Origin of the sequence: Virgibacillus sp. DJP39, assembly GCF_049310925.1 — a bacterium.
Lineage (GTDB): Bacteria > Bacillota > Bacilli > Bacillales > Amphibacillaceae > Virgibacillus_F.
The window spans coordinates 33,838-55,951 of sequence record NZ_JBMERP010000016.1 but is presented as its reverse complement, the minus strand read 5'-3'; the positions used below and the strand labels follow the sequence as shown (position 1 = coordinate 55,951).

At 40.0% G+C, this 22,114-nt stretch carries 17 protein-coding genes; all 17 read left to right on the top strand.

Annotation, left to right across the window (positions count from 1 at the left end; all coding sequences use genetic code 11):
* Positions 1 to 51 precede the first annotated feature (51 nt).
* Positions 52 to 1,074, top strand: coding sequence for a phosphoribosylformylglycinamidine cyclo-ligase (gene purM, locus ACOI1D_RS07730; RefSeq protein ID WP_422500621.1), 1,023 nt, complete (start codon positions 52 to 54; stop codon positions 1,072 to 1,074).
* On the top strand, positions 1,067 to 1,639 hold the full coding sequence (purN, locus tag ACOI1D_RS07725; protein WP_422500620.1) for a phosphoribosylglycinamide formyltransferase: 573 nt from the start codon (positions 1,067 to 1,069) through the stop codon (positions 1,637 to 1,639). The genes purM and purN overlap by 8 nt, the downstream gene beginning before the upstream one ends.
* 17 nt (positions 1,640 to 1,656) lie before the next feature.
* A complete protein-coding gene (purH, locus tag ACOI1D_RS07720; protein WP_422500619.1) occupies positions 1,657 to 3,189 on the top strand; it encodes a bifunctional phosphoribosylaminoimidazolecarboxamide formyltransferase/IMP cyclohydrolase in 1,533 nt (510 codons plus the stop codon).
* Positions 3,190 to 3,854: 665 nt separating this feature from the next.
* The gene (gene purD, locus ACOI1D_RS07715) at positions 3,855 to 5,102 is read left to right on the top strand and encodes a phosphoribosylamine--glycine ligase (protein ID WP_422500618.1); all 1,248 of its coding nucleotides are present in this window, start codon (positions 3,855 to 3,857) and stop codon (positions 5,100 to 5,102) included.
* A 140-nt stretch (positions 5,103 to 5,242) separates the two neighbouring features.
* A complete protein-coding gene (locus ACOI1D_RS07710) occupies positions 5,243 to 6,988 on the top strand; it encodes an adenine deaminase C-terminal domain-containing protein (RefSeq protein WP_422500617.1) in 1,746 nt (581 codons plus the stop codon).
* 28 nt (positions 6,989 to 7,016) lie between these two features.
* Positions 7,017 to 8,063, top strand: a complete 1,047-nt coding sequence (locus ACOI1D_RS07705) for a DUF3048 domain-containing protein (protein WP_422500615.1) — start codon at positions 7,017 to 7,019, stop codon at positions 8,061 to 8,063.
* 15 nt (positions 8,064 to 8,078) lie between these two features.
* Positions 8,079 to 8,375, top strand: coding sequence for a YerC/YecD family TrpR-related protein (locus ACOI1D_RS07700; RefSeq protein WP_422500613.1), 297 nt, complete (start codon positions 8,079 to 8,081; stop codon positions 8,373 to 8,375).
* Between the two features lie 257 nt (positions 8,376 to 8,632).
* Positions 8,633 to 9,322, top strand: coding sequence for a heptaprenylglyceryl phosphate synthase (locus ACOI1D_RS07695; protein ID WP_422500611.1), 690 nt, complete (start codon positions 8,633 to 8,635; stop codon positions 9,320 to 9,322).
* Positions 9,323 to 9,826: 504 nt separating this feature from the next.
* Entirely contained in the window at positions 9,827 to 12,034 is a 2,208-nt protein-coding gene (pcrA, locus tag ACOI1D_RS07690) for a DNA helicase PcrA (RefSeq protein WP_422500634.1), read from the top strand.
* A 15-nt stretch (positions 12,035 to 12,049) separates the two neighbouring features.
* Positions 12,050 to 14,053 carry an NAD-dependent DNA ligase LigA gene (ligA, locus tag ACOI1D_RS07685; protein ID WP_422500609.1) on the top strand — a complete coding sequence of 668 codons (2,004 nt, stop codon included), beginning with the start codon at positions 12,050 to 12,052 and terminating at the stop codon, positions 14,051 to 14,053.
* 12 nt (positions 14,054 to 14,065) lie between these two features.
* On the top strand, positions 14,066 to 15,175 hold the full coding sequence (locus tag ACOI1D_RS07680; protein ID WP_422500607.1) for a CamS family sex pheromone protein: 1,110 nt from the start codon (positions 14,066 to 14,068) through the stop codon (positions 15,173 to 15,175).
* A gap of 129 nt (positions 15,176 to 15,304) precedes the next feature.
* Positions 15,305 to 16,852 carry an L-glutamate gamma-semialdehyde dehydrogenase gene (pruA, locus tag ACOI1D_RS07675; protein ID WP_422500605.1) on the top strand — a complete coding sequence of 516 codons (1,548 nt, stop codon included), beginning with the start codon at positions 15,305 to 15,307 and terminating at the stop codon, positions 16,850 to 16,852.
* A gap of 384 nt (positions 16,853 to 17,236) precedes the next feature.
* On the top strand, positions 17,237 to 18,502 hold the full coding sequence (locus ACOI1D_RS07670) for a helix-turn-helix domain-containing protein (RefSeq protein WP_422500603.1): 1,266 nt from the start codon (positions 17,237 to 17,239) through the stop codon (positions 18,500 to 18,502).
* 13 nt (positions 18,503 to 18,515) lie between these two features.
* Positions 18,516 to 18,650: a hypothetical protein gene (locus ACOI1D_RS07665; protein ID WP_422500601.1), complete on the top strand. Its 135-nt coding sequence runs from the start codon at positions 18,516 to 18,518 to the stop codon at positions 18,648 to 18,650.
* Between the two features lie 228 nt (positions 18,651 to 18,878).
* Complete coding sequence (gene gatC, locus ACOI1D_RS07660; protein ID WP_422500599.1) at positions 18,879 to 19,169, top strand: Asp-tRNA(Asn)/Glu-tRNA(Gln) amidotransferase subunit GatC; 291 nt, start codon at positions 18,879 to 18,881, stop codon at positions 19,167 to 19,169.
* 10 nt (positions 19,170 to 19,179) lie between these two features.
* Entirely contained in the window at positions 19,180 to 20,649 is a 1,470-nt protein-coding gene (gatA, locus tag ACOI1D_RS07655; RefSeq protein ID WP_422500597.1) for an Asp-tRNA(Asn)/Glu-tRNA(Gln) amidotransferase subunit GatA, read from the top strand.
* Complete coding sequence (gatB, locus tag ACOI1D_RS07650) at positions 20,649 to 22,079, top strand: Asp-tRNA(Asn)/Glu-tRNA(Gln) amidotransferase subunit GatB (RefSeq protein WP_422500595.1); 1,431 nt, start codon at positions 20,649 to 20,651, stop codon at positions 22,077 to 22,079. The genes gatA and gatB overlap by 1 nt, the downstream gene beginning before the upstream one ends.
* Positions 22,080 to 22,114: the final 35 nt, after the last annotated feature.

Here is a 22,114-nt window from a genome sequence, read left to right as displayed (position 1 = left end):
GCTTGCTCAGAAATACTGTCTAATACTATTTATTAAAAAGGTGGGTCCTACATGTCTGATGCGTACAGAGAAGCTGGAGTTGACGTAGAAAAAGGCTATCAAGCTGTTGATTTAATGAAAAAGCATATTGCAAAAACTAACCGCAAAGAAGTGCTTGGTGGTGTTGGTGGATTCGCGGGCTTATTTGATTTATCAGGTTTCAGTTACAAGGAACCTGTGCTGGTTTCCGGCACAGACGGTGTCGGGACTAAACTTAAGCTGGCTTTTCAACTCAACAAACACGATACTATAGGCAAAGATTTAGTTGCCATGTGTGTAAACGATATTGTTGCACAGGGGGCACAGCCGCTTTTCTTCCTTGATTACATTGCTTGTGGAAAAAATGAGCCAGAGATGATCGAACAAATTGTTGCAGGTGTAGCCAATGGCTGTGTTGATGCAGGGGCAGCGTTAATTGGTGGAGAAACAGCTGAAATGCCCGGTATGTATCAGGATGATGAATATGATGTTGCTGGTTTTGCAGTCGGTATCGCAGAAAAGTCAAAGCTGATAACTGGTGAACATATTAAGTCAGGTGATGTTGTGATTGGCCTGCCATCAAGTGGTATTCATTCTAATGGTTATTCACTGGTAAGGAAAGTAGTCGCTGATTTAGATCTTAAAAACAGCTATGCAGGACTGTCGAAGTCACTTGGAGAAACACTTTTAGAACCAACTAAAATATATGCGAAGCCGATCAATAAACTTACTCAATCAATTGATATAAAAGGAATTTCACATATAACAGGCGGTGGGTTCTATGAAAATATTCCAAGGATGCTTCCTGCCGGTTTAGGAGTGGAAATTGATAAATCAAACTGGAACGTACCAGAAGTTTTTACTTTCCTGCAGAAACAGGGTAACATTTCAGATCAGGACATGTTCGGCATCTTTAATATGGGTATTGGAATGGCTGTCGTTGTCGATCAGGAAAAAGCAGATTTTGCTATAGATATCTTACAGGATAATGGCGAATCAGCTGTTGTGATCGGTACAGTTTCCGAACGTGAAGGGGTTTGTTTTACAAATGAGTAACATCAAAGCAGCTATATTTGCTTCCGGAGCAGGCAGTAATTTCGAAGCGATTATAAAAGCAAATAAAGGAAATAAACTTGGTTGTGATGTTGTTTTGCTTGTTTGTGATAAGCCAGAAGCAGTGGTTATTGCCAAAGCAGCTGAACTGGGGATCACGTCATGTGTTGTTAATCCAGGGACGTTTCCATCGAAGGAAGCTTATGAGGGGGAAATAGTTACTGCATTACGGATGGCTAAAGTAGACTGGATCTTTTTGGCAGGGTATATGCGAATTGTAGGTCCAACATTGCTTCGAGCGTATGAGGACTCAATCCTTAACGTACATCCTTCACTATTGCCTGCTTTTCCAGGTCTTGATGCAATTGGGCAGGCCTTTCGTGCCCGAGTACTAACAACGGGTGTGACCATCCACTTTATTGATGAGGGTGTTGACACAGGACCAATAATTGATCAAGAAGCGCTGGAAATCTTGGCGGATGATACGGAAGAGTCCTTACAATATCGCATACAGGAAATCGAACATCGACTATATCCAAAAGTAATTAAGCATGTTCTAAATAGATAATAGCGAGGAGTTTTATTATGACGAAGCGTGCACTTATTAGTGTTTCTGATAAAAGTAATATTGAAGCTTTTGCAAAAGGATTAATCGAACTTGGCTTCGAAATCATTTCAACGGGTGGAACGTTAAAAGCCTTAAAAACAGCTGGTATTTCTGCCCAGGCTGTCGAAAAAATTACGGACTTTCCTGAAATATTAGATGGTCGGGTCAAAACACTGCATCCTTACATTCATGGAGGGCTACTTGCTGATCGTAAAAATGATAAACATGAAGCTCAGTTAAAGGAATATAACATTACACCAATTGATTTGGTAATCGTTAACCTTTATCCATTCCAGGAAGCGTTAGCTAATGAAAATACAACAGACGCAGACAAAATAGAAAACATTGATATCGGTGGCCCAACCATGCTTCGGGCCGCAGCAAAAAACTTTGCAAACGTAGCGGTAATTGTTGATCCAACAGACTATACAGATATTTTACAGGCGTTGAAGCAAGACACGCTTGACCAAAATAAACGCCTTGAGCTTGCGGGAAAGGTATTCCGTCATACAGCGCATTATGACGCTTTGATTGCCGGTTATTTTAATGAACAAACAGGCACACAGTATCCAGATACATATTCTGTTACCTATGAAAAAGTTCAATCACTGCGTTACGGGGAAAATCCACATCAGGAGGCAGCTTTTTATAAACAGGCAAAAGCCGTGTCCTTTAGTTTAGCAACAGCAAACCAGCTGCATGGTAAGGAGCTATCCTATAACAATATTCAGGATGCAAATGCTGCACTTGAAATAATTGCGGAATATAAGGAACCGACTGCAGTAGCAGTTAAACATATGAATCCTTGTGGAATTGGTGTGAGCGATTCAATTGTTAACGCGTTTGAAAAGGCGTACGAAGCGGATTCCATTTCCATTTTTGGCGGAATTGTTGCATGTAATCGTCCAGTCGATGGAAATACAGCAACATTATTACGGGAAATTTTCCTGGAAATCGTTATTGCTCCAAGTTTTACACAGGAAGCGTTGGATATTTTGACCGAGAAGAAGAATATTCGGTTGCTTGAGGTTCTGGTGGAACAAGGGAAAAGCGATTCGAAAAAAATCACAAGTGTTACTGGTGGATTGCTCGTACAGGACCAGGACAATGGTATGGCTGATGAGAACGACTGGACATTTCCTACAAAGCGCAAACCATCTGAACAGGAGACAGCTGATTTATTGTTCGCCTGGCGGGCAGTAAAACATGTAAAGTCGAACGCGATCGTTTTGGCAAAAGATAATCAGACAGTTGGTATTGGTGCAGGTCAAATGAATAGAATCGGAGCTGCCAACATCGCTATTGAGCAATCAGGAGACAAAGCTAATGAAGCAGTCTTAGCATCTGATGCATTTTTCCCAATGCCTGACACAGTTGAAGCAGCCGTGAAAGCGGGAGTTACAGCAATCATTCAGCCAGGTGGCTCGAAACGCGACCAGGATTCGATTTCCGTATGTGACGATCATGGAATAGCAATGGTTTATACAGGAATGCGTCATTTTAAACATTAGACCGCTTTCTAAAAGATTGTTGTTTTAGACTCAAAATCTATAAAGTGCGAAGTAACTGTTTTCTACCACTCTTTATTAGATTGGTGCTTATCCAGCGCTGCGGAAAAACACTCGCTTTCCGTGGGGAACGCTTCAGCCTCCTCGGAGCAAAAACCGCTCACTGCGGGGTCTTCAGACTGTTCCTTTCCCACTGGAGTCTCGCATTTTTCCGCAGCTTAGATAGCTTTCTTTTCAAGGGAGAAGGAGTCCCATGAAACATAGGGTCATGCGCATTTTTCTATCCTAGTGAAGGCAGAATATGCGACTCCTGAGGGAACAGCACGCGTCCGAAGAGCCCGGAAGAAGCGTTCTTTGCTTCTGAGGAGACTGAGGCCGTGCCAATAAAATCGACTTTATTTTCGAGGAGTCGACGGCCCGCAGCATAAATCAATCAGTTCAGATGAATGGTCGTTTGTTTAGTAATACGCCAGCGGAGGAAATATACGAAGACTCCTGCGGGAGGAAAGGCATAGGTGTGACCCCGCAGTGCGTAGCACGAGGAGGCTCACCAGCCTCCCGCGGAAAGCGAAGTGTATTTCCGTAGCGGTGAGTTATGTCGCATTTTTTACGAACTGAGAGGGTTAAGAAAGAGCCAAACTTTAAGACCATGAGGGGTGAGACTGTAGATGAACGTATTAGTTGTTGGACGCGGTGGACGTGAGCATAGTATTTTGATGAAACTGGCAGAGAGTGAGAATGTTAGCAGCTTGTACGCTGCGCCTGGTAATGGTGGGATTGCCCAACATGCAACCTGTATCGACATCAACGAAACAGAAATTGATAAATTAATAGATTTTGCCAAAATCAACAAAATTGATTTAACGATCGTGGGGCCGGAAAATCCATTATTAGAAGGTATTGCTGACCAGTTTAAGGAAGCGGGATTAAAGGTTTTTGCTCCGACTAAGAAAGCAGCCCTATTAGAGGGAAGCAAACGTTTTGCCAAAGAACTCATGCAAAAGTATGGGATACCGACTGCTGGTTACGCAACATTTACCAATGCGGAAAAGGCTAAAGAGTATATTCATAATAGCGGCGCTCCCATTGTAATAAAAGCAGATGGACTTGCTTCTGGAAAAGGTGTTGTTGTGGCCGAAACAGTTGCGGAAGCATTGGAAGCAGTTGATAGTATGCTGGTAAACAAAGCCTTTGCTGAAGCGGGGGAAACAATCGTGGTTGAGGAATTTTTAATAGGTAAAGAGTTTTCCCTGATGGCCTTTGTTCATGAAGGAAATGTTTATCCCATGATTCCGGCCAGGGATCATAAACGAGCATATGACAATGATGCAGGTCCAAACACTGGTGGGATGGGCGCATTTGCTCCTGTTGAAGATATTACCTCCGATATAGTGTCCTATGCCACAACTGAAGTTTTGCAGAAAACAGCTGACGGTATGCTGGTAGAGGAGCGCCCATTTACTGGTATTCTGTATGCTGGACTAATGCAAACAGCAGATGGTCCAAAGGTGATAGAATTTAACACACGATTTGGTGATCCGGAAACACAGGTTGTTCTGCCTCTTCTTGAAAATGACTTGCTGCAAGTACTGTTAGATGTACAGGCAGGAAAAAATCCACAGTTAAAATGGGAGAAGCGTACTGCATTAGGTGTGGTAGTCGCTTCAAATGGATATCCTGGACATTATGAGAAAGCTATACCACTTCCAACAATTAAGCCAGCCAAAAATACGTATGTTGTTCACTCTGGTACCAAAAAGGTTGCAGGAAAGCTAGTTTCAGATGGCGGACGTGTATTGGTAGTGGGAGCAAAGGAATCATCGATCGAACTAGCAAGTCAAACCGTTTATGAAGCACTAAAAACCATAGATACAGAAGGCTTTTACTATCGAAACGACATAGGTGGTAACAGCTAACAATAAATCGGGTGGTGCCTGGCACTGCCTGATTTTTGCATCTTCTCACAAAATAGTCACTTTCGCACACCAAATCGTTAGTGTGTGAAAGTCTATTTTATGATACGATATAGAAAATATGAATGTGGAGAGTTGATTTTATGGTGGAGAATGGTGTATATCACTGGCGTAATCGCGAGCTCCGTGAACATGTTGCTGTCCTTGACGGAAAGGTAGCACCAACCAAAGTTTTAACAAATGGGACCTATTTAAATGTATATACAAAACAATGGTTAACCGCGAATATCTGGATACTAAAGGATCGAATCATATATGTGGGAGAAAAAATGCCTGATCAAATAACCGGTGTTGAACTGGTAGACTGTGAGAATCGCTATTTGGTTCCTGGCTATATTGAACCCCATGCACACCCGTTTCAGTTGTATAACCCGGAAGAGCTGGCAATTCATGCAGCAAAATTTGGTACTACTACACTAGTCAATGATAATTTAATGTGGCTTTTTTTATTAGATAAAACGAAAGCGTTTACTTTATTAGAGGAGTTTAACAAACTACCTGTTTCGATGTACTGGTGGGCTCGTTTTGATTCGCAAACAGCGTTAAAAGACGAAGAAGCTATTTTTAACAGTGAAACAGTGCTTTCATGGTTGGAAAACCGGTTTGTGGTACAGGGCGGAGAATTGACAGGATGGCCACAGTTGCTAAGGGGAGATGATCGTCTACTTTACTGGATGCAGGAAGCAAATCGATTAGGCAAACCAGTGGAGGGGCATTTGCCAGGAGCATCTGAAGGAACGCTTAACAAAATGAAACTGCTGGGTGTTACTGCAGATCATGAGTCCATGACAGCCGAGGAAGTAATCTCGAGACTGAGATTAGGATATAGTGTTGGACTGCGCTATTCTTCCATACGACCGGACCTGCCGGAATTATTGGAAGAGCTGGTATCGAGCGGGATTAACAATTATGAAAACCTGACGATGAACACGGATGGATCCACCCCCACTTTTTATGAGAATGGTTTAATGAACGTGTGTATCGCTATTGCTATTGAAAAAGGAGTTCCGCTTGAAGAAGCATATCGAATGGCTACCTATAATGTAGCCAGGCATTTTAATTTTGATGATAAGCTTGGTGGAATTGCACCTGGTAAAATTGCACACATTAATATACTAGAAGAAAAAACGAACCCAGATCCTATTAGTGTTTTAGCTAGTGGGGAATGGATTAAAAAGGAACAGGTTGAACAAAGGGTCAGCAGTAACTTGGATTGGAAAGAACATAACGTAGGGCCAATAGAGTTCGATTGGGCCTTAAGTGAAAGTGATTTGCAGTTCTCGATACCAATTGGTCTTGATATGGTAAATGATGTAATTATAAAACCATATGCAATTCAAACAGACGTAACGCTGCAAGAGCTGCCGACAACTAACAGTGATGCTTTTCTTCTGCTTATCGATCGCAAAGGAAAGTGGCGGGTGAATACAACAATTCGCGGGTTCACCAACAAGCTTGGAGCGATAGCAAGTTCTTATTCAACAACAGGAGACATGGTGTATATTGGTAAAAACAAGCAGGATATCCTGCTGGCATCCAATAGACTTCAAGAACTTGGTGGTGGAATTGTAATCGTTCATGAGGGTACAATTATTTTTGAACTTCCTCTTACACTAGGTGGAATTATGTTTGATGGTAAAATGGATGATTTAATTGCAAAAGAAAAAGAACTAAAGCAGATCTTAAAAAACTTTGGTTATCCATACGGGGACCCAGTTTATTCCATACTATTTTTATCAGCAACTCACTTACCGTTCATTCGGATTACGCAACGAGGAATTGTTGATGTGAAAAAAAGAGAAGTGCTCTTCCCAGCAATTATGCGCTAATATACTTATTATAAGGTGGTGTGAGGAAGTGAGAAAAACATTCTTATGCTTGGCTGTAGTTTTTGCTATTCTACTTTTTGGATGTTCAAAAGAGGAAAGTAAAGCGACAAATAATGAGGATAAAGAAAATGCTGTTGAGGAAAAATCAAGCACGCCGAAAGAAGTTGAAAAAGCTGAATTTGTTTACCCATTAACAGGACTGGAAGCGGAAAAACAAGTAGATAATCGAGCAATTGGAATCATGGTTAATAATCATACTAAAGCACGTCCACAAACAGGATTGTCGAAAGCCGATGTCGTTTTTGAGATACTGGCAGAAGGTAGAATTACAAGATTTCTAGCTTTATTTCAAAGTGAGTTGCCGGAAGTGGCTGGTCCTGTTCGCAGTGCCCGTGAATACTATTTTGAATTAGCAAATGGGTATAATGCTTTGTATGTATATCACGGAGCTGCAGGCTTTGTGAATGATATGATTAAAGAACGGGACATCGACTATCTAAATGGTTCTATATATGATAATGATGGACATCTTTTCAAGCGGGAAAGCTTCCGCGCTGCACCGCATAATTCATATGTTCAGGTTGGAGCGGTATATGATGTAGCAAAATCAAAAGGTTATGATATTACTACTACTAAAGAACCGCTGCTATTTTTAACAGCTGATGAAGCAAATCAGATTAAAGGAGACCCTGCGTCACATATCGAAATTGTGTATGCTGACCAGCCTATGGAAATTGTCGAATATAACTTTGAACCGGAATCAGGAAAATATAGCCGACTTAGTGATCGAGAACAAACAGTAGAATTAAATTCGAACGAACCTGTTCTGGTGGACAATATCTTTATCGTGAAGACTGATCATGAAGTTATTGATAATGCCGGCCGTCGTGAAATTGATATTACTTCAGGTGGGGAAGGTTACCTGATTCAAAAAGGTAAAATTCAACATGTCAGCTGGGAAAATCAAGATGGAAGAATTATCCCTGTTAAGGACGGAAAGCCTGTTGGATTCGTGCCAGGAAAAACCTGGATCAATGTCGTTCCGATAGATACACCAATACATGTCACTAAATAAACGGGAGGGATCAACTTGCAAATAGATAAGTTACGCGGCAAGCAATTAGATCAATTTTTTGATGCGATTCTTTCCTTGAATAATCGCGAAGAATGCTATCAGTTTTTTGATGATATCACCACGATGAGTGAAGTTCATTCCATAGCACAGAGGCTGCAGGTAGCAAAGATGCTATCAGAGGGACTAACGTACAATTTGATTGAAAAAGAAACCAAAGCATCAACCGCAACAATTTCAAGAGTGCGACGCTGCATTAATTATGGTAGTGATGGATACAAACTAGTGCTCGATCGATTATCAGAAGAAGAGTAAAAGTTTAATCACAGCTGATTATGGCTGTGATATTTTTATTTTTTTTATATTATTGACAACGAGCGACGGGAAATCGACCTTCATCCCGTTCCATCGCGGCCACAACCCTTTGTATATCCCCCCTCGACTTCCAGCTTAGAAAGCACATTCAGCCGCCCACATAGATTTTTTTATAAAAATATACACTTTATCCTAAATTCACCCACAGTTTTTTGCTATAATGAAATAATGGAATATAAGCATGGGGGTTAGTTACCTTGAAAAATTTATTGAATGAGTTTAATCATATATTTAAGCTTGATCCGGCAAAAGAAATCTCGGATGAAGACTTGGACAAGGTCTGTGAATCAGGTACAGACGCAATTATTGTTGGTGGAACTGATGATGTAACATTGGATGGAGTGTTAGACTTGTTGTCACGTATTCGCAGGTACACGGTTCCATGCATTTTGGAAATATCCAATTTGGAAGCTATCACACCTGGTTTTGATCACTACTTCATTCCGATGGTTTTGAATAGCCGTGATAAAAAATGGGTGATGGATATCCAGCATCAGGCCATTAAACAATATAAAGATATTATGGACTGGGACGAAATTTTTGTAGAAGGTTATTGTATGTTAAACGAAAATGCAAAAGCCTTTACACACACGGACAGCTACATGCCTGATGATGCAGATGTGACTGCATATGCATATATGGCAGAGCATGTTTTTCACTTACCGATATTCTACATGGAGTACAGTGGTACATACGGGGATCCGGCGCTTGTGAAAAAAGTAAAGGAGCAGTTGGATAATACATTGCTTTTTTATGGTGGGGGAATTGAAAATAACTTCCAGGCAGCTGAAATGAAAGAACATGCAGATGCAGTTGTAGTTGGAAACATTATTTATACAGATCTGAAAAAAGCACTTAAAACGGTAAAAGCCGTTGCAAAATCTTAAGAGCATTAGAACAGAATAAAAATATAATAAGGCTGTTTTCTAAAATGACACAAATTCTATAAAATGCGACGTAACTGCTATGTTTCTTTCCGCTGCGGACCGTTGCTTTCCGCGGGCACGGCTTCAGCCTCCTCGAGAAATTCACTCTGCGGGGTCTTCAGACTCGTGCTGTTCCCGCAGGAGTCAACGGTCCTCCGCTCCAATCAACTATCGTAATAGTAAGTGAGCCATACAGTACTGTTAAACCATCGTGCTAGCGGAGGAAAAACACGAAGACTCCTGCGGGATAGCGAAGTGTTGAGACCCCGCAGTGAGCGGTCTTTGCGATCGAGGAGGCTCAGCGCAAGCCCGCGGAAAGCGTAGTGATTTTTCCGCAGCGATCGCAGGGCGTCGAAAGAATTTTCACTACGTCGCTTTTCATCAACTGTGAAAATTAAATATAACAAAACTTAAAGAACTTACAATAAAAAAGATAATTAAGGTGGTGTCATCGTGAGTCATATTATGGACGACTTACTCAAAGGATTAAATAACGAACAGCAACAGGCAGTTAAACAGACAGATGGAGCTTTATTAATAATGGCTGGGGCGGGAAGCGGAAAGACTCGTGTATTAACACATCGTATCGCTTACTTGCTCAGTGAAAAGGAAGTCTCACCAAGAAGCATTCTCGCAATCACATTTACCAATAAAGCAGCCCGAGAGATGAAGGCACGTGTCAGCAAACTAGTTGGCCCGGAAAGTGAACAAATCTGGGTATCTACTTTCCACTCAATGTGCGTCCGGATTTTACGCCGGGACATTGACCGAATTGGCTATAACCGAAACTTCACTATTTTAGATGGTGGAGATCAGCTGTCTGTTATTAAACAGATTCTGAAAAACCTTAATATTGATCCAAAGAAATTTGAACCAAGAGCAATACTTGGTTCTATCAGTAATGCTAAAAATGAATTGATTACACCAGAGGAATACACCAAAAATGCAGGGAACTTCTTCGATCGTCAAATAGCTGAAGTCTATGTGTCATATCAAAAAACACTACAGAAAAATCAAGCCCTCGATTTTGATGACTTAATCATGCAAACCATTCACTTGTTTAAAAAAGTCCCTGAGGTATTGGAAGGCTATCAACGAAGGTTTCAATATATTCATGTAGATGAGTATCAGGATACAAACCATGCACAATATTTTCTGGTAAAGCAGTTGGCGTCACGGTTCCAGAATATTTGTGTTGTGGGTGATTCCGATCAGTCTATCTATGGATGGCGTGGAGCAGACATAACGAATATTTTAACATTTGAAAAAGACTACCCTGCGGCAAAATCAGTGTTTCTTGAACAAAATTATCGTTCGACAAAATCAATTCTTTCAGCGGCAAATAAAGTAATTGGAAACAATACAGGAAGAAAACCGAAAAACCTTTGGACTGAAAATGATGATGGGAAAAACATTCATTATTTTCAAGGTGGTACAGAACACGAGGAGGCATTTTTCGTTACAGATAAGATTCAAGAATTAACCCGTGAACATGGTTATTCGCCTAATGATATTGCGATACTTTACCGTACAAATGCGCAATCACGTGCTATTGAGGATACATTAATGAAATCAACTATCCCATATCAGATGGTCGGCGGAACGAAATTCTACGACCGAAAGGAAATTAAGGATATGGTCGCTTACTTACGATTAATAACGAATCCACATGATGATTTTAGTTTCGAACGGGTGGTGAATGTTCCAAAGCGTGGCATAGGGAAAACGACAGTTGATCGTATGCGTGCACATGCATCGGAACACGACATTTCTTTTTTTGAAACAGTGAAGGAAATTGACTTTGTAGGGGTTTCAAAAAAGGCAGCTCAAGCATTATCTGAGTTTGGTACCTTAATCGGATCGTTGTCACAGCAACAGGAATTTTTGTCAGCTACAGATATGGTTGAAGCCGTTCTTAAACGGACAGGATATGAAGAATCATTTAAGAGAGAAAACACAATTGAATCTCAAAGCAGGTTAGAAAACTTAGAAGAATTCTTAACTGTTACACAGGACTTTGAAAAGACGAGCGAGGATGATAAAACGCTCGTTACATTTCTGACTGACTTGGCACTGATTGCAGATATTGACAAAGTAGAAGACGATGAAGACGCGACGACCGAAAAGATAACTTTAATGACACTTCATGCTGCGAAAGGTCTTGAATTCCCAGTAGTTTTCCTGATCGGTCTTGAAGAAAACGTGTTTCCACACAGTCGTTCTATGTTTGATGAAGATGAGATGGAGGAAGAACGCAGGCTTGCTTATGTGGGAATAACGCGGGCAGAAAAAGAACTATATTTAACACATGCAAAAATGCGTACATTGTTTGGAAAGACCAATATGAATCCAATGAGCCGATTCATTAGTGAAATACCTGATGAACTTCTGGAAGGTATAGAAGAAGCGAAAGCAACTATATTTGGTCAGCGCAAAACCATTCAAGACACACCTTCTCCAATCAAACGAAAAGCACAGAAGATGCAGACAACAACGGGTGCTGAAAATGAAATATGGGCTACCGGTGATAAAGCATCTCATAAAAAATGGGGTGTTGGTACCGTCGTTAAAGTACAAGGTACGGGTGAAGCAATGGAACTGGATATTGCGTTCCCAGCACCAAATGGAATTAAACGGGTATTAGCAAAATTTGCTCCAATCACGAAACAATAGGAGGTGCCCCGACTAGTGGATAAACAACAGGCACAAGAAAAAGTTATTGAATTAAGCGAACTGCTGAATAACTATAACTATGAATATCATGTATTAGATAATCCAAGTGTACCCGATGCGGAATATGACCAAAAGATGCAGGAACTTCGTGAATTAGAAGAAGAGTTTCCTGAGTTTATTACAACAGAGTCTCCAACACAGCGTATAGGTGGCGAGCCACTGGAGGGTTTTAAAAAGGTACAGCATAATGTACCGATGCTTAGTCTTGGAAATGCCTTCAATGCAGAAGATTTACGTGACTTTGAACGTCGTGCAGCTGGGGTGACTGATGCTAAACTATCATTTGTTTGTGAATTAAAAATTGATGGTTTAGCAGTGTCACTTACCTATGAGGATGGGAAATTTATCCGTGGTGCAACGCGTGGCGATGGGACAACTGGCGAAGACATTACGAGTAACTTAAGAACGATTAAAAGTATTCCATTAACCATAGCTGAAAAAAATACCATGGAAGTTCGTGGGGAAGCATTTATGCCTCATAAATCTTTTTTGGCGTTAAATAAAAGCCGTGATGAAAATGAAGAGGAACCTTTTGCAAATCCGCGAAATGCGGCTGCTGGATCTCTGCGCCAATTGGATCCCAGAATTGCAGCAAAACGAAACCTAGATATATTTTTATACGGCGTTGGTGAATGGGAAGCAGGTTCACTAGCCTCACACAGTGAACGACTTGACTATTTAAAAAAGCTTGGTCTAAAAACCAATCCAGAGTGGAAAAAATGTGAGACGATAGAGGAAGTCATTGAATATGTTACGTACTGGGAAGCTGAACGGCCAAAACTTGGCTATGAAATAGATGGAATCGTTATAAAGGTAGATAATCTGGACCAACAGGAAGAACTTGGTTTCACTGCAAAAAGTCCTCGGTGGGCTATTGCTTATAAGTTTCCGGCAGAAGAGGTTGTTACAATCCTCCATGATATTGAATTAAGCGTGGGGCGTACTGGCGTAATTACCCCAACTGCAATTCTTGAGCCTGTTAAGGTTGCAGGCACGACAGTTAAAAGAGCTTCATTGCATAATGAAGACTTAATCCGGGCTAAGGATATTAAACTTGGTGATACGGTAGTTATTAAAAAAGCAGGAGATATCATTCCAGAGGTTGTTCGTGTAGTAGAGGAAAAGCGAACTGGTTCAGAAAAAGCCTTTCATATGCCTGAGTCCTGTCCAGCCTGTGGAAGTGAGCTTGTCCGTTTAGAGGAAGAGGTTGCACTCAGATGTATTAATCCAAACTGCCCGGCCCAGTTAAAAGAAGGGTTGATCCACTTTGTCTCAAGAAACGCTATGAACATTGATGGTTTAGGAGAAAAAGTAATTATTCAACTTTTCCAGGAGAAGTTGATTCACACGATTGCGGATATTTATCGATTGCAGCGTGATGATTTATTAAAACTAGACCGGATGGGTGAAAAGTCAGTACATAACCTCCTTCAGGCAATTGAAACGTCCAAATCGAACTCCTTGGAAAAGTTACTGTTTGGTCTTGGATTGCGGTTTGTAGGTTCTAAAGCGGCGAAAACTTTGGCAGTACATTTCGAAACAATGGAAAGCCTGAAGCATGCAACGTATGAAGATCTAATCAGCATTGATGAAATTGGTGAAAAAATGGCTGACTCGGTTGCGATGTATTTTTCAGAAGTTGAAGTAACCGATCTTTTAGCTGAGTTGAATGAACTCGGTGTAAATATGGATTATAAAGGACCGAAAAAACAGGAAATCGCACAAAATACTATTTTTTCTGGTAAAACTGTTGTGTTAACTGGCAAAATGGATAGTTTCTCAAGGTCTGAAGCCAAATCTGCCATTGAACAATTGGGAGGTTCAGTAACAAACAGCGTCAGTAAAAAGACGGATTTCCTAATCGCCGGTGATGAGGCTGGTTCCAAGCTGGATAAAGCAAAGCAGCTAGGGATAATCATATGGAATGAAGAACAGCTCAGAGAAGTTTTAGAAAAGTAAGGGGTGGGGAATGTGAAAAAATTAGCTATTTGGTTGACGGGTGCACTTCTTTTTATGACGAGCTGTTCACCGAATATTAATGAAGACGAACTTGTAAAAAAGGAAAATGAGACTGCAAATCAGAATCCTTCAATCGTTCCCAGCTATCAGCTTTCAGACGAAGAATACAAAATGATACTGCCATACAAACCAAGCGCCGCCCGAGGTGTTATCACAGGTCAAATGGGGAATAGACTGGATATTGATCAGGTGGAGGAAGGTTTAAGACGCCATTCCAAAAAGTATTACGATCCGGGTAACCATTTCTTTCAAGCAGGTCAGCAACTGTCTGAGAGCACGGTCTATAGTTGGATTGATGGATTAAATCCAGTAGTAAAAGAAGATGCAAAAGAAGAAGTTTATCGGGAAAATCCAAGGTATCTGTCACATATCCTGGAGCAGAATTTCCTGAAAAAGAAAAAGGATAATACGGTTGAATTAGCCGGGATTTCAATTGGATTGGCATTAAAATCAGAATACCGATTTCAAACAGAGTCAGGCGGTCCCTACTATGAGAAGATATCCCAGGAAGTAATGCTGAAACAAGGGAAACAAATGGCACAAACAATACTCGAACGTGTTCGGAAGATGGAAGGCCTTGACGATGTGCCAATTGTGTTTGCGATATATCGTGAGGAAGCACAAGGAACTCCAATACCAGGTGATTTTGTGGCCAAAACTCAAGTGAAAGGCAGCGACATGTCTATTGGTGATTGGGATTCAATTCAGGAAGAGCATGTGTTATTTCCATCGGATAAAGCGAGTACCAAATACTCAGATAACGCACAGTTAATTTCGAGTTTTACCAATGAAGTCGCACAATTTTTCCCTAATTATACAGGTGTAATCGGGGAAGGATTTTACATGAACGAGGAACTTATGAAATTAACACTTGAAGTTCCAATCGAATTTTATGGAAAAGGTGAAGTCATCGGTTTTTCACAGTATGCATATGGTCTTGTAAAGGAAATGTTTCCAAATGATTTTGACCTTGAGATTAAAGTAACCTCAAGTGAGAAAGTCGAAAGTTTAATTTATAGAAGGGCAGGCGTGGAAGACCCGACTGTCCATATTCTGCACTAAAAGTTACATTCGTTGAACTGTCATTTCAATTCAGTTAGAATGATGGGTGAAGATACTCCATAGATAAAAAATTTTAATGAAATCGTATTCAAAGGAGTAATCTGATTAATTTTTAAGGAGGTTTTTTTCATGGTAGTACCGTACAAACACGAACCTTTTACAGATTTCACAGTAGAAGAAAATCAGGAAGTTATGTTAGAGGCAATCAAACAGGTTCAAACTAGCCTTGGTGGAGAATATCCACTAATTATAGGTGGAGAACGCATTACAACAGACGATAAGATCGTTTCTGTTAACCCTTCTAAGAAAGGTGAAATTGTCGGGTATGTTTCGAAAGCGAATAAAGAGTTAGCTGAAAAGGCGATGAAAGTTGCTGACAGCAAGTTTGATTCCTGGAGAAAATCAGACCCCGCAATGCGTGCTGACATCCTTTTCCGGGCAGCGGCAATTATACGCCGTCGAAAGTTTGAATTTACTGCGCATCTTGTAAAAGAAGGCGGAAAACCATGGAAAGAGGCTGATGCAGATACTGCAGAGGCAATTGACTTTCTTGAATATTATGGTCGTCAGATGCTTGAATTCAAAGATGGAGTTAAAATAAACAGTCGTCCTATCGAATACAATCAATATAACTACATTCCATTAGGTGTTGGTGTTGTTATCTCACCATGGAATTTCCTATTCGCAATCATGGCAGGTACCACTGCAGCGGCAATAGTATCAGGTAATACAGTATTGTTAAAACCTGCAAGCACAACTCCTGTAATTGCCTATAAATTTGCAGAAGTGCTCGAGGAAGCCGGTCTACCGGATGGTGTTCTTAACTTCATCCCAGGCCCTGGTAGTGAGGTTGGCGATTACTTGGTTGACCATCCACGTACACGTTTTATTAGCTTCACTGGTTCACGAGATGTTGGTACACGAATTTTCGAACGTGCAGCTAAAGTACATGAAGGTCAAAAGTGGCTAAAACGTACCATTATTGAAATGGGCGGTAAAGACACAATCGTAGTTGACAATGATGCAGACCTTGAACTGGCATCACAGTCCATCGTTCAATCTGCATTTGGATTCTCAGGGCAAAAATGTTCTGCTTGTTCACGTGCAATTATCCATGAGGATGTGTACGATCAAGTGAAAGACCGTGTAGCTGAATTAACAAAAGAATTAAGTGCCGGTGATCCATCTGATAACTCCCACTTTATGGGACCAGTTATTGATCAGGGTGCATACGATAAAATTATGAATTATATTAAAATTGGTAAAGAAGAAGGAAAGCTGCTTGCTGGTGGAGACGGAGACGACAGTAAAGGTTGGTTCATAAACCCAACAGTATTTGCTGACGTAGACCATGATGCGCGTATTATGCAAGAAGAAATCTTCGGACCAGTTGTAGGACTTACAAAAGGAAAAGATTTCGACCAGTTGATTGAGTTCGCAAATAACACAGATTATGGGTTAACAGGTGCAGTTATTACAAATAATCGTGCACACCAAGAACAGGCACGCCAGGACTTCCACGTTGGTAACCTTTACTTCAACCGTGGCTGTACAGCAGCAATTGTTGGGTATCAACCATTTGGTGGATTCAACATGTCAGGAACAGATTCAAAAGCAGGTGGACCTGACTATCTAATTCACCACATGCAAGGTAAAACAACATCAGAAATGTTTTAAAAGATAGAAAAGCGGAGCCGACTGTTAAAAAGCAGACGCATAAGCAATGAATCGAAGAACGCACGGACTTAGCGTTCTGAAGTGTTCAATGCTTATGAGGGCAGCTTTTAGGAGGCACAGCTAGACAGCTAGACAAACAAGACTAAACATAATAGTCTATTTCATTAGACCTATTAGACAAAAAAACCTCTTTTTCGCAAGATTTATTGCGTAAAGGGGTTTTTTGTCGTACATTTAGGAAAGTAGGAAAGTTTTTAGGGGGTTAAATCAGGTTTTAACCCCTCAACTTTCCCAATATGAATTATCTGAAATTGTGGTAGTATATAAATATACCAATTTTTACAAGATAGTTCATCAGAATATATCAAGAAGGTGGGTATATAGATGGAGACTGGCCCGTTTATTAAATTGCAACGAATCAAACAGGGAATGACGCAAGAGGATTTAGCAGAGGGTATCGTTTCCATGTCATACTTGTCCAAGATTGAGAATCAGAAGACGGAGGCTAGTTCAGAGGTAATTAGTTTACTTTGTACTAGACTCGGTATACAGCGAGATGATGATAAAGAGGTCACAATTAAAGAAAAGTGTCAGGAATGGTATGATCTATTATTTGAAACGAATGATAGAAAAGTTATCACGGAAAAGTACGAGGAACTAGAAAGCCTACTTAAAAATATTCATTCTGATAACTTAATACTATTTGAGATTCACAGGGTTCGCTTTTACTTAGTGTTAGGAAAGTTTGATTTAGCTTTAGAGCAAATAAATAAGCTGAATGAGATTTCCAATACGTTTGATAACTTGCACCAGTTTTACTGGTATAAGTTTAAAGGGAATTACAACTCATCTCACAGTGAGTTTGCCCAGGCAATGAGGATGTATAAACTGTCAGAAGAAAAGCTAAACCAGTTATCAATGGATGATGAGTATGTAGCTGACCTGCAATATACCATAGCAATCACGCATAGTAAGCTTAGAAACACACTGGAAGCCATCGAGTATGCGAACAAGGCAATTGAAGTTTTCAGAGTTAAGTATAACTTTTTCAGATGTGCACAATGTCACATTTTGTTGGGTATATCACATCGTAGAATTAGTGTATATGATAAGGCAGTGAAAAATTTTAACTTAGCATTACATCTTGCTAAATTAAGTAAAAATAATCAATTGATTCAATTAACAAATCAAAATTTAGGTTCTTTGTATTCTTCAAAGGGCGAATCTAAAGAAGCCATTAAATATTTTACAGCAATTATTGACGATGAGGAACTGCATTTAATAGAAAGACTTGCTGCAATTACCTCATTGCTAGCAGAGCAATACAATATTTACAATTTTGAAGAAGCAAAGAGAATGGTGCAATATGGATCTGAATTGTTAAAGCAATTTGAAAAGGTAGACGAATATAAAACATTTACTTATATTCTTAATACCTACCAGTATTCTCTAAACAATGACTACAAAAACTTTGAAGACATTTTAATTCAGGAGTTTATTCCTTTTTTGAAGAAACATAAAGATTATGTAAATCTTGTCATATATGCCAAAATGCTTGGCGATCATTATGAGAAGTTACACATATACAAAGAAGCAACCAAGTATTTCAAACTTGCTAACTATGCCTATGAACAATTAACTATACTGTAAAGGAGGGGATAACATGAAGAAACTTATTACAGGTGCAGCTTTAGGTACTCTATTAGTAGCTGGATTATTCTTTACTTTTGATAATTCAACAGAACTAGCTGGCGACAGAGAACCAAGCATTTATTCAATCGGTAACACAGGCTTTTAATATAGCTTGAGTTAATCAATATTTTTTACCCTATTACTATATGATGACTTGCCTGAGTGGTGTGGAAGCTGCTCAGGTCTTTTTTTGTGAAAAAACTAAACTTAGAGCGGTGAACACACTATCCCAACTAGGTGCGTTCCCCTTCTAGTTGCTTATCAGCGGGCAACTCTGCTATTATTTAGTGTATTGAAGAGTTATTTGCGGTTTTACTTTATGGAGGTGCTTTAATTGGCAGATATTACAAAAGAAGATGTAAAACATGTTGCACATTTGGCTAGACTTGCTATTACGGAAGATGAAGCAGAGAAATTTACTAAACAGCTAAGTAAAATTATCCATTATGCAGAAAGTCTAAATGAAGTAGATACGGATCATATAGAGCCTACAACTCATGTATTGGATTATAACAATGTATTTCGCAAAGACGAGCCTAAACAGTGGACTACACAGGAAGAAGCACTTAAGAATGCCCCTGATAAAAAAGATGGACATTTTCGTGTGCCATCTGTGATGGAGTAGGAGGGAAACCATGTCATTATTTGATTACACAATAAAAGAACTTGAACAGAAATTACATAACAAAGAAATTACTGTCACTGACCTTGTGAATGAATCTTATAACCAGATTGAAAAAGTGGACGGCGAGGTACAAGCTTTCTTGACCTTAGATAAAGAAAGAGCACTTGAAAAGGCAAAGCAACTTGACTTGGAAAGTCCGGACCCTGCTGATTTATTATTTGGTATGCCGGTTGGAATTAAAGATAATTTGGTGACGAAGAATCTTAGAACCACGTGTGCCAGTCAATTCCTGGACAACTTTATCGATCCATTGTATGACGCAACGGTTGTGAAGAAGTTAAACGATGCCAAATCAGTTAACATTGGCAAATTAAATATGGATGAGTTTGCGATGGGTTCTTCTAACGAAAACTCAAGCTATGCTGCTACACGAAATCCATGGAATACAGAATACGTTCCTGGCGGTTCCAGTGGTGGTTCAGCAGCGGCAGTTGCTGCAGGAGAAGTATTATTTTCCCTTGGATCTGATACAGGTGGATCAATTCGCCAGCCGGCAGCATTTTGTGGAGTGGTTGGGTTAAAGCCAACGTATGGCCGTGTTTCCAGATTCGGTCTGGTTGCCTTCGCTTCATCACTTGATCAAGTTGGACCGATAACCCGTACGGTAGAAGACAGTGCGCGTGTACTGGAAGTAATTGCAGGACATGACGAAATGGATTCAACTAGTGTAAATAAAGATGTTCCAAAATATACAAACTCGCTTTCAGGTGATGTAAAGGGACTTAAAATTGCAGTGCCGAAAGAATACTTCGGTGAAGGTGTTTCAAAAGAAGTGAAAGATTCTATTTATGAAGCACTCAAGGTTTATGAATCACTTGGTGCAGAGTGGGAAGAAGTTTCCCTGCCTCATACTAAGTATGCAGTAGCAACTTACTATCTGCTTGCTTCATCTGAAGCATCTGCAAATCTTGCTCGTTTTGACGGAGTACGTTACGGTGTTCGTTCTGAAAAGGCAACAAATATGCTGGATATGTACAAGATGTCGAGAAGTGAAGGCTTTGGTGACGAAGTAAAACGTCGTATTATGCTTGGAACATATGCATTATCATCAGGTTATTATGATGCATATTACAAAAAGGCACAAAAAGTACGTAAACTGATAAATAACGATTTTGCGAGTGTATTTGAAAAGTATGATGTTGTCATTGGACCAACTACACCAACACCTGCATTTAAAGTTGGTGAACAGATTGATGATCCATTGACCATGTATACCAATGATATTTTAACCATTCCAGTTAATCTTGCAGGTATTCCAGGGATTTCGATTCCATGTGGTTTTTCTGAAAAAGGATTGCCATTTGGCCTGCAGATCATGGGAAAACACTTTGATGAAGAAACAATTTTCCGTACAGCACATGCTTTTGAACAAGCAACAGATTATCATACTAAAAGGCCTCAGCTTGGAGGTGCCAACTAATGAATTTTGAAACAGTTATAGGACTCGAAGTACATGTTGAATTAAAAACAAAATCGAAAATTTTCAGCCCAAGCCCTAACCAGTTCGGATCGGACCCTAATACAAATGTAAATCCGATTGATCTGGGATATCCGGGTGTATTACCTGTGTTAAATGAAGAAGTTGTTAACTTTGCAATGAAAGCTGCAATGGCACTTAATTGTGAAATTGCGAGTGACACTAAATTTGACCGGAAGAACTATTTTTATCCAGACAATCCGAAAGCCTACCAAATATCTCAGTTCGATAAACCAATTGGCGAGAATGGCTGGATTGAAATCGAAGTAAATGGTAAAAAGAAAAGAATCGGGATAACCCGCTTGCATATGGAAGAGGATGCAGGAAAGCTGACACATGGTGATGATGGTTATTCTTATGTCGATTTTAATAGACAAGGGACACCACTTATCGAGATTGTTTCTGAACCTGATATGAGTTCACCTGAGGAAGCATACGCTTATTTAGAAAAACTGAAAAACATTATTCAATACACAGGCGTGTCAGATTGTAAAATGGAAGAGGGCTCCTTGCGTTGTGACGCAAACCTGTCTATTAAACCAATTGGTCAAAAAGAATTCGGTGTTAAATCCGAATTAAAAAACCTGAACTCCTTTAGTTTTGTACAAAAAGGACTTGAGTTTGAAGAAAAGAGACAAGAAAAGGTTTTACTTTCAGGTGGAGAGATTTTACAGGAATCCAGGCGCTATGATGAAAAAACAAAAGAAACGTTATTAATGCGTGTGAAAGAGGGAGCAGACGATTACCGTTATTTCCCTGAACCTGATCTTGTACACACATTTATTAGTGAAGAGTGGAAGGAACGTATTCGGAAACAAATCCCGGAGCTTCCTGATGCAAGAAAAAAACGATTCGTCAACGAACTCGAATTACCTGAGTACGATGCAGCAGTTATCACGAATTCAAAAGAAATGGCAGACTTTCTTGAAGAAACCATTGCCCAGGGTGCAGATGCGAAGCAAGCGTCCAACTGGCTGATGGGTGCAGTATTTGAACATATGAATAAGCATCAGAAAGAGCTGCAGGATTTAGCACTTACTCCAGAAGGACTTGGGAAAATGATTCGCCTGATTGAAGATGGAACAATTTCATCCAAGATTGCTAAGAAAGTATTTGCGGATCTTGTGGAAAAAGGCGGAGACCCGGAACAGATTGTTAAAGACAAAGGACTTGTGCAAATTTCTGACGAAGGTCAACTTCGCGATATTATTGTAAAAGTTCTGGATGACAATGAACAATCAATTACAGATTATAAAAGTGGTAAAGATCGTGCAATAAAATTCCTGGTCGGACAAGTAATGAAACAAACCAAAGGCCAGGCAAATCCACCGATGGTTAACAAAATTTTGTTGGAAGAAATAAATAAAAGATAAATACAGGGAGACTGCCAATGGGTAGTCTCTTTGTA

Coding starts and splice junctions, on each gene's coding strand:
- purM (WP_422500621.1), top strand. CDS start 52: ATGTCTGATGCGTACAGAGAAGCTGGAGTTGACGTAGAAAAAGGCTAT.
- purN (WP_422500620.1), top strand. CDS start 1,067: ATGAGTAACATCAAAGCAGCTATATTTGCTTCCGGAGCAGGCAGTAAT.
- purH (WP_422500619.1), top strand. CDS start 1,657: ATGACGAAGCGTGCACTTATTAGTGTTTCTGATAAAAGTAATATTGAA.
- purD (WP_422500618.1), top strand. CDS start 3,855: ATGAACGTATTAGTTGTTGGACGCGGTGGACGTGAGCATAGTATTTTG.
- ACOI1D_RS07710 (WP_422500617.1), top strand. CDS start 5,243: ATGGTGGAGAATGGTGTATATCACTGGCGTAATCGCGAGCTCCGTGAA.
- pcrA (WP_422500634.1), top strand. CDS start 9,827: ATGGACGACTTACTCAAAGGATTAAATAACGAACAGCAACAGGCAGTT.
- pruA (WP_422500605.1), top strand. CDS start 15,305: ATGGTAGTACCGTACAAACACGAACCTTTTACAGATTTCACAGTAGAA.
- ACOI1D_RS07670 (WP_422500603.1), top strand. CDS start 17,237: ATGGAGACTGGCCCGTTTATTAAATTGCAACGAATCAAACAGGGAATG.
- ACOI1D_RS07665 (WP_422500601.1), top strand. CDS start 18,516: ATGAAGAAACTTATTACAGGTGCAGCTTTAGGTACTCTATTAGTAGCT.
- gatA (WP_422500597.1), top strand. CDS start 19,180: ATGTCATTATTTGATTACACAATAAAAGAACTTGAACAGAAATTACAT.
- gatB (WP_422500595.1), top strand. CDS start 20,649: ATGAATTTTGAAACAGTTATAGGACTCGAAGTACATGTTGAATTAAAA.